13 protein-coding genes and 1 pseudogene are annotated in these 13632 nt (G+C 41.1%); 13 read left to right on the top strand and 1 reads right to left on the bottom strand.

The window, feature by feature from the left end:
- Nucleotides 1–11 precede the first annotated feature (11 nt).
- From folD to AC3ISB_RS18365, 13 genes and pseudogenes are all read left to right on the top strand, one after another.
- Nucleotides 12–887 (top strand): bifunctional methylenetetrahydrofolate dehydrogenase/methenyltetrahydrofolate cyclohydrolase FolD, encoded by an 876-nt coding sequence (gene folD / locus AC3ISB_RS18425; protein WP_141993852.1) that lies wholly within the window; start codon nt 12–14, stop codon nt 885–887.
- A gap of 148 nt (nt 888–1035) precedes the next feature.
- Entirely contained in the window at nt 1036–2388 is a 1353-nt protein-coding gene (xseA, locus tag AC3ISB_RS18420; protein WP_480338654.1) for an exodeoxyribonuclease VII large subunit, read from the top strand.
- Nucleotides 2385–2618 carry an exodeoxyribonuclease VII small subunit gene (locus AC3ISB_RS18415; protein WP_034308286.1) on the top strand — a complete coding sequence of 78 codons (234 nt, stop codon included), beginning with the start codon at nt 2385–2387 and terminating at the stop codon, nt 2616–2618. Before xseA ends, AC3ISB_RS18415 begins: the two co-directional genes overlap by 4 nt.
- Before the next feature lies 1 nt (nt 2619).
- The gene (locus AC3ISB_RS18410; RefSeq protein WP_489273808.1) at nt 2620–3513 is read left to right on the top strand and encodes a polyprenyl synthetase family protein; all 894 of its coding nucleotides are present in this window, start codon (nt 2620–2622) and stop codon (nt 3511–3513) included.
- A 249-nt stretch (nt 3514–3762) separates the two neighbouring features.
- Entirely contained in the window at nt 3763–5655 is a 1893-nt protein-coding gene (gene dxs / locus AC3ISB_RS18405) for a 1-deoxy-D-xylulose-5-phosphate synthase (protein ID WP_098369845.1), read from the top strand.
- Between the two features lie 4 nt (nt 5656–5659).
- A complete protein-coding gene (locus tag AC3ISB_RS18400; RefSeq protein WP_141993854.1) occupies nt 5660–6487 on the top strand; it encodes a TlyA family RNA methyltransferase in 828 nt (275 codons plus the stop codon).
- A gap of 327 nt (nt 6488–6814) precedes the next feature.
- Nucleotides 6815–7264, top strand: coding sequence for a transcriptional regulator AhrC/ArgR (ahrC, locus tag AC3ISB_RS18395; protein ID WP_034308279.1), 450 nt, complete (start codon nt 6815–6817; stop codon nt 7262–7264).
- A gap of 22 nt (nt 7265–7286) precedes the next feature.
- Entirely contained in the window at nt 7287–9002 is a 1716-nt protein-coding gene (gene recN, locus AC3ISB_RS18390) for a DNA repair protein RecN (protein WP_098369847.1), read from the top strand.
- A gap of 161 nt (nt 9003–9163) precedes the next feature.
- Nucleotides 9164–10456 (top strand): SpoIVB peptidase, encoded by a 1293-nt coding sequence (gene spoIVB / locus AC3ISB_RS18385; RefSeq protein WP_076365437.1) that lies wholly within the window; start codon nt 9164–9166, stop codon nt 10454–10456.
- 330 nt (nt 10457–10786) lie between these two features.
- Nucleotides 10787–11577 (top strand): annotated as a pseudogene (spo0A, locus tag AC3ISB_RS18380) (sporulation transcription factor Spo0A).
- Between the two features lie 354 nt (nt 11578–11931).
- The gene (locus AC3ISB_RS18375) at nt 11932–12081 is read left to right on the top strand and encodes a hypothetical protein (protein ID WP_489273807.1); all 150 of its coding nucleotides are present in this window, start codon (nt 11932–11934) and stop codon (nt 12079–12081) included.
- 83 nt (nt 12082–12164) lie between these two features.
- Nucleotides 12165–12377: a hypothetical protein gene (locus tag AC3ISB_RS18370; protein WP_480338656.1), complete on the top strand. Its 213-nt coding sequence runs from the start codon at nt 12165–12167 to the stop codon at nt 12375–12377.
- A gap of 84 nt (nt 12378–12461) precedes the next feature.
- Nucleotides 12462–13196, top strand: coding sequence for a glycerophosphodiester phosphodiesterase (locus AC3ISB_RS18365; protein ID WP_489273806.1), 735 nt, complete (start codon nt 12462–12464; stop codon nt 13194–13196).
- A gap of 43 nt (nt 13197–13239) precedes the next feature.
- Here the strand turns inward: AC3ISB_RS18365 and AC3ISB_RS18360 are convergent, their stop codons facing one another.
- Complete coding sequence (locus AC3ISB_RS18360) at nt 13240–13476, bottom strand: DUF2627 domain-containing protein (RefSeq protein WP_098369850.1); 237 nt, start codon at nt 13474–13476, stop codon at nt 13240–13242.
- Nucleotides 13477–13632: the final 156 nt, after the last annotated feature.

The following is a 13632-nucleotide window of genomic DNA, read 5'->3' as shown; positions in this document are numbered from 1 at the left end:
GGAATAAACACATGTCAGCTCAAATCATTAATGGTAAAGAAATTGCGGAGTCAGTTAGGCAGGAAATCAGTAAGGAAGTTCAACAATTACGTGAAAAAAATATCGTTCCGGGTTTGGCAGTAATCCTGGTGGGTGACAATCAAGCATCACAAACTTATGTGCGCAATAAGCAAAAGGCCTGTGATGACTTGGGCATGCATTCCGTATTGATTAAAAAGCCTGCGGAACTCTCTCAGGAGGAATTAATTCAGAGCATTGCTGAATTAAACCAGGATGACAGCATTCATGGTATATTGGTGCAGCTGCCTTTGCCTGGACATATTCAGGAAAAAGCGATCATTGAAGCGATTTCGCCTGAAAAGGATGTTGATGGATTCCACCCGATTAATATTGGGCGGATGATGACGGGGCAAGATGCATTTTTACCTTGTACTCCATATGGCGTCATGGTAATGCTTGAGTATATCGACTATGACCTTGAAGGTAAGCATGTTGTCATCGTAGGGAGAAGTAATATCGTCGGAAAACCAGCCGGACAATTATTTTTAAATGCAAATGCAACCGTTACATACTGTCATTCACGGACAAAGGATCTTGCCTATTATACTAAGCAAGCCGATGTCGTTGTGGCAGCTGTCGGAAAGAGGGACACGATCACTAGTGACCATATTAAAGAAGGCGCAGTCGTCATTGACGTCGGAATGAACAGGAATGATGAAGGGAAGCTTTGCGGTGATGTGGCGTTTGATGAAGTGAAAAATAAGGCTTCATACATTACACCTGTTCCTAAAGGCGTTGGTCCAATGACGATTACGATGCTTATGAAGAATACGGTCAAATCTGCTCAAAAAGCACTTGAACAGAACGAGCAAGCATTAAAAAGCTGAAAAAAACGTTAAATTATTTTAAAGAAGCGGACCTCTTGTTTTATAATAACGGGAGACCGCTTTTTTCCATTCATGGATTGATCAAGTTTCTAGTGTAATCTATAGGCGGTTTTCTTTATATCCGATTTCCATCGGAAGGAGACATTATATGAGCAACCAACAATATTTGAGTGTGTCGGCTTTAACGAAGTACATCAAAAGGAAGTTCGATGCCGACCCCCATTTGCAAAATGTATACATAAAAGGTGAAATTTCGAATTTTAAACAACATACAAGCGGACATATGTATTTTACTTTAAAGGATGAGAAGGCCCGACTCCTCTCCGTTATGTTTGCCGCCAATAATAAAGGGATGAAATTCCTGCCCGAAAATGGTATGAAGGTACTTGTTAAGGGCGATATATCATTATATGAAGCAGGGGGACAGTATCAGCTTTATGTGAAAAGCATGGCCCCTGATGGTGTGGGGGATTTGTATCTTGCTTATGAACAGCTGAAGAAAAAGCTGGAGGCGGCAGGTTTGTTTTTGGCCGAACGCAAGAAGCCGATCCCGCAGTACCCTAAGTCTGTAGGTGTCATAACATCGCCGACCGGAGCTGCATTAAGAGATATCCTGATAACCATCAAGCGGAGATATCCAATCGCCAGGATCATCGTTTATCCAGCACTTGTACAAGGGAATAATGCAGCTAAATCGATTGCCAAGGCAATTTCCATGGCTAACGCAAGGGCGGAAAGCGATGTTCTCATTGTCGGAAGGGGCGGCGGGTCGATAGAGGAACTATGGGCGTTTAATGAGGAGATAGTGGCTGAATCGATTTATGATTCCGATATACCGGTAATTTCTGCTGTCGGTCACGAAACCGATTTTACAATTGCTGATTTTGTCGCCGATATGCGTGCTCCTACACCGACTGGTGCAGCAGAGTTAGCGGTTCCTCACTTGAATGAAATACTCGAACGCCTGATGAACCGCAAGAACCGATTGACCCGATCCATTCAAGAAGCGGTGAATTTTGAACGAACCCGTTTGACCAGGATGGAGAGGTCTTATGCCTTCCGTTATCCACATAAAATGTATGAACAGAAGCTTGAACAGCTAGACAAGACGATGGACAGGTTAGGTAGGACCAGCACGCGATATTTCATGAAAAAGAGAGATGAGCTGAATCAGCTGAACGATATTCTGAAAAAGCAGCATCCTGAACAAGCGGTAAAAAATGCGAAAGATGAATTACAGCAGCATGCAAAGGTTTTACGGAGGGCCATGGAGGCCATCTATCGGCAAAAATCACAGCAGTTCGTCCATATTACAGCCACTTTAACTGCCCTCAGTCCACTAAAAATCATGGAACGGGGCTATGGTTTGGTTTTTGCTGAGGATGAGACATTAGTGAAAAGTACACAGCAAGTATCCAAAGGGGATAAGATAGCGGTTTCGATAAAAGATGGAACACTTGAATGTGAAATTAAAGAAATAAAGGAGCGGATTGAACCATGACAAAAAAACAAGAAGCTACATTTGAAGAAGCGATGGAGAATCTCGAAAAAATTGTAGAGCAGTTGGAAGAAGGCGATGTACCCCTGGAAGAAGCCATCTCCATATATAAACAAGGAATGGATTTATCAAGGCTTTGCCATTCAAAGCTTAAGGCTGTTGAAGATCAGTTGACTCAAATTTTACGCGAAGATGGGGAACTTGAAAACTTCGCTGTACAGGAGGAAGAATGACATGGGTACGGCGTCCTTTGAAATGTTTTCTAAAGAATATAAGGCGGTTATAGAACGGGAAATCGTGGAATATGTAAATAAACTTAAAGCTCCGGCAGTGGTCAAAGAAGCCATGATCTATTCACTGGAGGCAGGAGGTAAACGGATTCGCCCGTTATTGGTCTTTGCGGTTCTGGAGGCCTTTGGAAAAAACTTGAGGATGGGTATTCCTGCAGCGGCTGCCATTGAAATGATTCATACATATTCTTTGATTCATGATGATCTTCCTGCGATGGATGATGATGATCTCCGCCGCGGAAAACCGACGAACCATAAAGTGTTCGGTGAAGCGGTAGCAATACTGGCAGGTGATGCGCTTCTTACATATAGCTTTCAATTGGTGACGGATATGATCGATCCCGAGGTGACGGCTGAAATGAAGCTGAACCTAGTAAGTGAAATTGCGAATTCTGCCGGAGCCGAAGGAATGGTTGGAGGTCAAGTTGCGGATATGGAAGGTGAAAATAAACAGTTGACCCTTCAGGAATTGGAGTATATACATGAACATAAAACAGGGAAGTTATTGACTGCAAGCATCCTTTCCGGTGCTATATTAGCCGGGGCGAATGAAGAACAGCAACTGCATTTACGTGACTTTGCATACCACCTGGGGCTTGCTTTTCAAATTCGCGATGATATTCTGGATATTGAAGGGGCAGTCGAGTTGATCGGCAAGCCGGTTGGCAGTGATGTGGGGAATCATAAAAGCACATATCCATCTTTACTTACGCTTCAAGGGGCAAAGGAAAAGTTGGAAAATCATATAGAACTTGCCCATGCCGCTTTAGGAAAAACAACCTTACAAACGGGTTTGTTGAATGAACTAACTGATTTAATAGCAAACCGTAATCATTGATTGTGGCTAAATTTGTTATCAATTGAGGTTTTATGGTATACTCATTGTGCAAAAATATGAGAAAATCAAAATGAATTTTTTTATTGAGATACGTGATAAAATAGGTATAATAAGCCGCCGAAATCACCTGGGTGTTGGCGGCTATTTTTTAACTTAAAACCAATTTTTCGGTCTAGTCATCCATAGTCCTCTTTAATGAGGCTTTGTTTATGCTTACAACCGAAAATTACAGAAAGTGAGTGGTCCTATTTGGATCTTCTATCTATAAAAGACCCTTCTTTTTTGAAGAAGATGAATAATGAAGAACTTGTCGAGTTAAGTGTGGAAGTACGTAAATTCCTTGTGGAAAAATTATCGGTGACCGGTGGGCATATTGGGCCCAATTTAGGTGTCGTCGAGTTGACTATAGCCTTGCATAAAGAATTCGACAGTCCGAATGATAAAATTTTATGGGATGTCGGACATCAATCCTATGTCCATAAAATCCTGACTGGCAGAGCAGGAGAGTTCGACACCTTAAAGAAATATAAAGGTCTTTGCGGTTTTCCTAAAATGATTGAAAGCCCCCATGATGTTTGGGAAACAGGTCACAGTTCGACTTCCCTTTCAGCTGCAATGGGAATGGCGGCTGCCCGTGATATCAAAGGTGAAAGCAGTTTTATTTTGCCTGTAATCGGGGACGGTGCACTAACAGGCGGAATGGCGCTTGAAGCGTTGAATCATATCGGTGATGAAAAAAAGGACATGATCGTTATCCTGAATGATAATGAAATGTCCATAGCCCCTAACGTAGGTGCTTTACACACGGTATTGGGAAGATTGCGGACAGCAGGTAAATATAACTGGGCAAAAGATGAATTGGAGCTGCTTTTGAAAAAAATTCCTGCAGTCGGTGGTAAACTTGCAGCTACAGCGGAACGCTTGAAGGATAGCATGAAGTACTTATTGGTTTCAGGAATCTTTTTCGAAGAGCTTGGTTTCACATACCTTGGACCAGTAGATGGTCATAATTATGAAGAATTGCTGGAGAATTTAAGATATGCCAAGAAAACGAAGGGACCTGTACTGCTGCATGTCATCACGAAAAAAGGCAAAGGATATTCACCTGCCGAATTGGATACAACAGGGAACTGGCATGGGACAGGCCCATATAAGATCGAGACTGGCGATTTCGTTAAATCCCCTAGTAAAGGTCCTGCTTGGAGCGCTCTTGTAAGCGATACTGTCAGCAGGCTAGCTCGTGACGATGAGCGGATTGTCGCGATTACACCTGCAATGCCTGTAGGATCGAAGTTGGTGGGCTTTTCTCAAGAGTTCCCAGAGCGTTTCTATGATGTAGGGATTGCCGAGCAGCATGCTGCAACTTTTGCTGCAGGATTGGCAACGCAAAAAATGAAACCTTTCCTGGCTATATATTCAACCTTCCTGCAAAGAGCTTATGACCAGGTCGTTCATGATATCTGCCGTCAAAATTTGAACGTATTCATAGGAATCGATCGTGCCGGATTGGTTGGTTCCGATGGTGAAACGCATCAAGGCGTTTTCGATATTGCTTTCTTGCGCCATGTTCCGAATATGGTGTTGATGATGCCTAAAGATGAAAACGAAGGTCAGCATATGGTCAATACAGCCTTAAACTATAATGATGGTCCGATTGCTATGCGTTTCCCTCGTGGGAATGGTTGGGGAGTTGTGATGGATACCGAATTAAAGCAGATTCCAATCGGTTCGTGGGAAGTTCTTAAAGAAGGAACGGATGCTGCCATCTTAACGTTCGGAACAACGATTCCCATGGCTCTTGAAGCGGCAGAATTGCTGGAGAAAGAGGATTATTCAGTTAAGGTGATCAATGCCCGGTTCATTAAGCCTTTGGATGAGAACATGCTAAGCAGTCTCCTTGGTGAAAAAATGCCAATCTTGACAATAGAAGAAGCGGTTCTTCAAGGTGGTTTTGGTAGCTCTGTACTTGAATATGCTCATGATCAAGGATTTTATGGGGCAATTATAGATCGAATGGGAATACCTGATTATTTCATTGAACATGGAAGTGTCGATGAGCTTCTTGAAGAAATCGGTTTAACGACTGAGACAGCCATCAAAAAGATTAAAATGATAACACCCAAAAAAGAAAAAAGGGCCTGACAATATGAAAGTGATGAAAGAAAGAGTAGATGTATTACTTGTAGAACAAGGCTTGGCCGATACACGTGAAAAAGCGAAGCGTATGGTTATGGCTGGCCTTGTCTACGCGAATGAAGAAAGGTACGAAAAACCGGGGGAAAAAGTGCCGGTCGATCTCGAATTTACGATCAAAGGAAAAGTCATGCCTTACGTTTCAAGAGGCGGTCTTAAACTTGAGAAGGCATTAAGGGAATTCGATTTGCAAGTGAATGGAAAAATACTGCTTGATATAGGATCATCAACTGGTGGGTTCACGGATTGTGCTTTGCAAAACGGCGCCATAATGTCTTATGCGCTTGATGTCGGTTATAATCAGCTTGCCTGGAAGCTTAGACAGGATGAGCGGGTAAAAGTAATGGAACGGACCAATTTCCGTTATGTTACACCCGCCGATCTCGATGGGGAGATGCCAAACTTTGCAAGCATTGATGTTTCTTTCATCTCGCTTACGTTAATTTTACCGGTGCTAAAGACCTTGCTCGTCCCGAATAGTGATGTCGTTGCCTTGGTTAAACCGCAATTCGAAGCTGGGAAGGATCAAGTGGGTAAAAAGGGGATTGTTCGTGATCCCAAAATCCATAAACAAGTGTTGGATAAGATCATTTCTTTTTCTTTAAAGGAAGGCTATGATATTAAGGATGCCTCCTTCTCACCGATTACCGGCGGTGATGGAAATATTGAATTCTTACTTCATTTACACTGGCAAGGGTCGAAGGAAGAAGGAGCAATATTGCTTTCGAAAACGGTTGATGACATCGTTGGAGATGCCCATGCCCAATTTAAAAAAGAATAGCTAGAACTTTGTATGGGCTCCTTTGGCTGAATGGTTGGCTAAAGGAGCTTTTTAACTATACATTGTGCGTCATGAACTTGGATCATTTATCGGTGGATACATAAAATAGGTAAGTACAAATAATAGACTTGTATTCATTTTTAGAGAAAAAGTTGTACAATTGCATAAAAATCCGATAACATTAATATTAGCCACTTTCTATAGCGGCCTATTTGCACTTACTGATGACCGAAGCAATCCCATAGTGGGACAGCCTGCTTAAGTAAGAAATGAAAGTGATACCATTACCATTAAATGAGCAACAGTTGAGAAGAGGTGCTTCTACTTATGAATAAAGGACAACGACATATAAAAATAAGGGACATTATAACGAATAATGATATCGAAACCCAGGATGAGTTAGTTGAAGAATTGAAATTAGCTGGATACAATGTAACTCAAGCTACTGTTTCTAGGGATATTAAAGAGCTTCACCTTGTAAAAGTTCCTTTAACGGATGGAAGGTATAAATACAGTCTGCCGGCCGACCAACGTTTCAATCCACTTCAAAAATTAAAGAGAATCCTTGTCGATGCATTTGTACGCATTGACTCAGCCAACAATTTACTGGTTATGAAGATGCTCCCAGGTAATGCCCAGGCAATCTGTGCATTGATTGATAATCTAAATTGGCAAGAAATACTCGGGACGATCGGCGGCGACGATACTTGTTTAATTATCTGCCGTTCTGAGGAAGATGCAAAGATCATTTCCGGCAAATTCTTGGACATGCTCTAAAAATGTTGTGAGGTGACCTAGTTTGTTAACAGAACTATCGATTAGGAATTTTGCGATCATAGACAGCCTGTCCGTTTCATTTGAGAAAGGCTTGACGGTCTTGACAGGAGAAACAGGGGCAGGGAAGTCAATCATAATAGATGCCGTTCATCTTTTGGTTGGGGGACGTGGTTCTGCAGAGTTCATTCGGCATGGTGAGTCGAAGGCTGAAATAGAAGGATTATTCCAAATTGAAGATGTAAAACACCCGGTCTTTGCCAAAGCGGAAGAGTTTGGCATCGATATGAATGATGGGATGGCGATACTTCGAAGGGATATCTCACTGAGCGGCAAAAGCGTTTGCAGGGTAAACGGAAAGCTTGTAACGATTTCCACCTTACGTGAGATAGGACGGACGTTGATAGATATCCATGGTCAGCATGAACATCAGGAATTAATGGACGAACGACTCCATCTTCCACTGCTCGATCAATTCGGCGGTGAAAAAATCGCATCTGCACTCACTGAATACCAAAAGCTATATAAACGTTATGAAACCGCTTCTAAACAATTGAATGGTTTGAGCCAAAATGAACAGCAAATGGTCCACCGCCTTGATTTGATCCAATTTCAATTCGATGAAATCCAAAAAGCTGATTTGAAATTACGCGAAGATGAAGAATTGATGGAAGAGCGGAAGAAAATTAATAATTTCGAAAAAATCCATGAAGCGCTGCAAACCAGTTATAATGCTTTAAATGGTGAGCAGCATGCAATTGATTGGCTTTCCGTAGCCATGAATAATTTGGAGGAAGCGGCAGGGCTTGATGAAGGTTTAAAGAACAGCTCTGAAACCGTTTCAAATAGCTACTTCCTGCTTGAGGAGGCCGTGTCTAACATCCGTGACCAATTAGACTCTTTGGATTATGATACAGAGCGAGTGGAATTCATTGAAAGTCGCCTTAATGAAATAAATCAATTAAAGCGTAAATACGGGCGGACCATCGAGGAAATCCTGGAGTATGGGGCCGCTATTGAAGAAGAAGTCGAAAAGCTGCAAAATAGGGAAACCCATATAGCGAAGCTTGAAAAGGAAATGAAATCCATCAAGGCAGATTTAATTGTCGAAGCAAAGAATCTGTCTGAACTTCGCCAGAAATTTGCTCAGCAGCTAACCAAAAAGATTCATCAGGAATTAAAAGATTTATACATGGAAAAAACAATTTTCGAACCACATTTCCTTCAAACGGCCTATACTTTCGATGAATTGTCAGATAGGGGCATCAATCAGTCAGGGCTGGATTCAATGGAATTTTATATTTCCACCAATCCAGGTGAACCATTAAAACCTCTTTCTAAAATCGCATCTGGTGGTGAACTGTCGAGGATCATGCTGGCATTGAAAAGCATATTCTCCAAGCACCAAGGTATAACGTCCATTATCTTTGATGAAGTGGACACAGGTGTGAGCGGACGGGTTGCGCAATCCATTGCCGAAAAGATCTATAAAGTGGCAACCGGATCACAAGTACTGTGCATATCCCATTTGCCACAGGTGGCAGCTATGGCGGATACACACCTTTTCATAGCGAAAAATGTAAGGGCCGGACGCACGAATACTTCGGTAAAGCCGTTAATTGAAACTGAAAAAATAAAAGAAATTGGCAGGATGATTTCAGGAGTAGAGATAACGGATTTGACGAAACAACATGCCAATGAATTAATCCAGCTTGCCAAAAGGCTGAAAATTACATCTTGATGGGCCGGTAAGAAGATTAATTAAACTAATCATAAGCATTCATTGTAAAGCTATCCAAAAACGGATAGCTTTTATTTTTTGCACCTGTTATAAATGACTGTCATGAGGGCTAAATTAAAGGTGTAGCCATTAAGTTTCAGAGAGCGAGGAGAGTGAATGGATTGAAATTTATATGGATAAACAGGATCATCGGTGGAATTCTCCTTGTTTCGCTATTAACATTAGGGTTATACCAGCCATCTCGTGAATATTTTTTAATTCCAAATCATCTTGTACTATTTGAAGGAAGTCAATATAGTATTTCCAAATCATTGCCTGTTTCTGCAAAAACTTCGGGATCCAGTGATGGAATTTCGCTTCATGATGAACAAGCTTCGATTACGCTTGGTGCTGAGAAGCCAGGTACGAATGAAGTGTTACTCGATGTAGCAGGCCTGCCTGCCAAAAAGGTCGACATCAGGGTGTTAAAAGACTTTAAAGTCATGCCTGGTGGCCAATCCATTGGAGTAAAGCTTAATACTCTTGGGGTGCTCGTAGTAGGTCATCATCTTATTGATACTGCGCAGGGGAAAAAATCACCGGGAGAAAAAGCGAAAATTGAAATCGGTGATATTATTACAGAAATCAATGGTCAGACGATAAAGAAGATGGGGGATGTAACCCCTTTTGTTCAGCAGGCAGGCGAAAAGGGTGAGGCGTTGAATCTTGTCATTAACCGTGATAATGAAGTGCTCCACAGTACCCTATTACCTCTAAAAGATAAGAATGAAGGAACTTACAAATTGGGTTTGTATATCCGTGATTCGGCAGCTGGTATCGGAACGATGACGTTTTATCACCCGGATTCAAAAAAATATGGGGCGTTGGGACATGTCATATCCGATATGGATACAAAAAAGCCGATTGTTGTTAAGGACGGACAGATTGTTCAATCGACGGTCACATCCATCGAAAAAGGAAGCAATGGTGATCCCGGAGAAAAATTGGCACGCTTTTCTTCTAATAAAGAAAAAATAGGAAATATCAATCGCAATAGTCCCTTTGGTATTTTTGGGAAATTAAATCAAGATTTTAAAAATGGAATTAACGACAAGCCACTCCCCATCACCCTTTCCCATGAGGTAAAGGAAGGACCAGCAAAAATCCTTACAGTGGTGGATGGTTCTGAAGTGGAGGAATTCGATGTCGAAATCGTCAGTTCCATACCACAGAAGTTTCCTGCAATTAAAGGAATGGTCTTAAAAGTGACGGATAAGGAATTGCTGCAAAAAACAGGTGGGATCGTTCAAGGTATGAGCGGCAGTCCTATCATACAAAATGGGAAATTAATCGGTGCAGTCACCCATGTATTCGTTAATGATCCTACAAGTGGGTATGGAGTCCATATCGAATGGATGTTAAACGAAGCCGGTATAAATATATACGACAAAAATAATTATGAAAAGGCAAGCTAAGAATCCGGGTATCCTTTTGGATGCCCCTTTTTAATGGAAAGTTATGGTTAGCATAGGTTTTGGGTAGGAATTAAATTTGATTTCTTCAAAAAATAGAGGTTTTTTTGTAACGATGTGATAAAATGATAACGATATGAAGATTTTTCGACAATCGCTTTATTCGAATAGCAAACGAAGTCGAAAACAAGAGATATCCGGAGAATAATATTGAATTCCTTATATTTTTTCAAAAATAAAAGGAATTTAGTTTCCATTGTCGAAAAGTTCAATTACAATAGAATTTAGTCATATAGAAAAAAAGACCAATTGTAGTTGAGGAGGAAATCAAGCGTGAAAAAAATTAAGGTGTGCGTTGTAGATGATAATAGAGAACTTGTTGGCCTTCTGGAAGAATACATTTCTGCACAGGAAGACATGGAAGTAATTGGGGTGGCACATAACGGTCAAGATTGCTTGGGGATGCTTGAAAGCGTTGATCCGGATATATTGATCCTCGATATTATCATGCCTCATTTAGATGGGTTAGGTGTACTTGAAAAACTTCGTGAAGTAAAACGGGGTGCTATGCCTAATGTGATTATGCTTACTGCCTTTGGTCAAGAAGATGTAACGAAAAAAGCTGTTGATTTGGGTGCGTCTTACTTTATCCTGAAACCATTCGATATGGAAAATCTGGCCAATCACATACGTCAGGTAAGCAGTAAAGGGCAGGCGGTTTTAAAAAATCATAGTCAATTTAGCTATCGTCCCCAAAATGAATCCAAGCCGAAGAACCTCGATGCCAGCATCACGAGCATCATTCACGAGATTGGAGTGCCTGCACATATTAAGGGCTATTTGTATTTAAGGGAAGCGATATCAATGGTATATAATGATATTGAACTATTGGGTTCTATCACCAAAGTTTTATATCCGGATATCGCAAAAAATACAATACTACAGCCAGCCGTGTTGAACGTGCTATCCGGCATGCGATTGAAGTGGCCTGGAGCCGTGGAAATATAGAATCCATATCATCTCTTTTCGGATATACCGTAAGCATGACTAAGGCAAAGCCTACAAATTCGGAATTCATTGCCATGGTTGCCGATAAGCTGCGCCTCGAACATAAAGCTTCTTGACAGGGGTAGGGAAAAACCAGTTGTAAGGATTCAGGGTAACAATTGACCATATAAAGGCTAGAGCCGCTAAATATAAATAGGAACTCTCCGTCTGGAGGTAAAGGACAGGAAGAAGTTGCTTCTTGATTTTTTCTAATCGGCAACTTCAAATTTTTTATGCCGGTTAAAAAAAATTAAACGCCTTTTATTTATTGGATTTTGAAGGAAATCCCATAAATAAAAGGCGTTTTTGTTTTGTGAAAAAGCGGTACAAATCATTTTAGACGAAGTAGGTGTTATATAGCTCCCTTTTCCTTAACTTTTAGATATATATAATTATGGGTATATATGACCACTGCGAAAAGAGGGGAGTTAATGGTTTATGAAAAAAATGAGCATTTTGTAATGGAGGCGGATAAAGATATGGTTTTTATCACCGTTTGTCAAAAAGGCTTTTCCATTCTTCAGTTGAATCCTATCCTATTGGATTTTTCGCAAATCATGCTTAGATCGTCAAAGACTTGAAGGATGCACTGACAGAGGCAAGCGGGGAAAGAATTCAATTGGGAAGACGGACGTTTACTTAGTTGGACATAGCGGCTGATAAAATGTCCGCAAGTGTAAAACTCAATTGTTCAGAAAACTACCTGAAAGAGAACCATTCAGTAATTATGGGGAATATTTTAGAGAGTCTTCAAAGCGAAGGAATTTCCGAAGGGATTTTAATGCATGTATTGCAAAATGAGCTGAGCATCAAAGAGCCAACAATTAACGCGAAAGGAACATTCTATGCAGAAAATAATCACCTGCATTTTGATTGAAGGATTGATTTAAATAAAAATAATTTGCTGTTTCTGTTCATAAAATTGGGATATAACAATTATTGAGAGAGGCGGCGTTTCATCATGACCTTAATCTTTGCGCATCGAGGCTCTGCAGGAACACATCCGGAAAATACGATGTCGGCGTTCAAAGAAGCTGCCCGTGTCGGGGCGGACGGAATTGAAACGGATGTCCAACTCTCGAAAGATGGAGAAGTGGTCATCATTCACGATGAAAAGCTCGATCGGACCACGAATGCCTCGGGGTATGTAAAAGACCGGACCTTGATGGAGTTGAAAACACTTAATGCTTCTGCAACCCATAAGGGTAAATTGAGTAAAGAAAAGATTCCGACGCTTGAAGAACTATTTATTTGGCTTTACGATAATCAGCTTTTTTGCAATATTGAATTAAAAAATATGCTTTTTCTGTATCCAGGCTTAGAAGAGAAAGTCATCCGGCTCATCCGTACATACGAAATGGAGGAAAGGGTAATCCTTTCTTCATTCAATCATTACAGTTTGGTCAATTGCCATCAATTGGCACCTGAATTGGAAACCGCACCGCTTTATAGGGATTGTCTATACATGCCGTGGATATATGCAAAGGCAATAGGCGGAAGTGCAATCCACCCAAATATCAGGGCTGCCCCTGATGCATTAATTCAAGCATCGGAGAGCATGGATGTTCCTGTACGGCCATATACCATTAATAAAGAAGCAGAGATGAAGCGGTTATTCAAACTGGGGTGCAGCGGCATCATTACCGATTTTCCCGAGGCAGCCGTACGGATCAGAGAAGGATTGAAATCAAGATAAAGAAAGAAGGTGCCATATGATACATGGCACCTTCTATTTACGTTTAAAATTTAGTGAACCTGCTTTGGACCTTATTTTGTTTTCGATCTCGATGAAGGACGAAGCCGGCGATAAAGGCTATTCCGCCAATCGTAATGAGCAGTCCTATTAAAAATTGCAGCCAAAGGAATGGATAGGGAGGCTGTAAAATACCGAACACCATGTCCCTCATTATTTTTATGCCATAGGCAGCAAAGGCACCAGGTATAAAAAGAATCAAAAAAGCGATTAAACGTTTCATGCGGTCAAATCCCTTCCGAAAATTCCGTCTTTAAAAAATGATAAAGGATATAAATTATTTGTCAAGTTTCGGGAATCTAGATAATGACTGGGAGTTGGCGGCTGTTTTTAAAGGGTACCGATATGGTAAAATGGTTGGGAGTATGAAAAAAATTGC

The organism is Peribacillus sp. GL_122 (genome assembly GCF_057835005.1).
Note: the sequence above shows the minus strand (reverse complement) of the source record. Positions and strands in the feature narration are given on the sequence as shown.

Coding starts and splice junctions, on each gene's coding strand:
- AC3ISB_RS18415 (WP_034308286.1), top strand. CDS start 2,385: ATGACAAAAAAACAAGAAGCTACATTTGAAGAAGCGATGGAGAATCTC.
- folD (WP_141993852.1), top strand. CDS start 12: ATGTCAGCTCAAATCATTAATGGTAAAGAAATTGCGGAGTCAGTTAGG.
- AC3ISB_RS18360 (WP_098369850.1), bottom strand. CDS start 13,476: ATGAAACGTTTAATCGCTTTTTTGATTCTTTTTATACCTGGTGCCTTT.
- AC3ISB_RS18400 (WP_141993854.1), top strand. CDS start 5,660: ATGAAAGTGATGAAAGAAAGAGTAGATGTATTACTTGTAGAACAAGGC.
- AC3ISB_RS18410 (WP_489273808.1), top strand. CDS start 2,620: ATGGGTACGGCGTCCTTTGAAATGTTTTCTAAAGAATATAAGGCGGTT.
- AC3ISB_RS18370 (WP_480338656.1), top strand. CDS start 12,165: ATGTCCGCAAGTGTAAAACTCAATTGTTCAGAAAACTACCTGAAAGAG.
- ahrC (WP_034308279.1), top strand. CDS start 6,815: ATGAATAAAGGACAACGACATATAAAAATAAGGGACATTATAACGAAT.
- AC3ISB_RS18365 (WP_489273806.1), top strand. CDS start 12,462: ATGACCTTAATCTTTGCGCATCGAGGCTCTGCAGGAACACATCCGGAA.
- AC3ISB_RS18375 (WP_489273807.1), top strand. CDS start 11,932: ATGGTTTATGAAAAAAATGAGCATTTTGTAATGGAGGCGGATAAAGAT.
- xseA (WP_480338654.1), top strand. CDS start 1,036: ATGAGCAACCAACAATATTTGAGTGTGTCGGCTTTAACGAAGTACATC.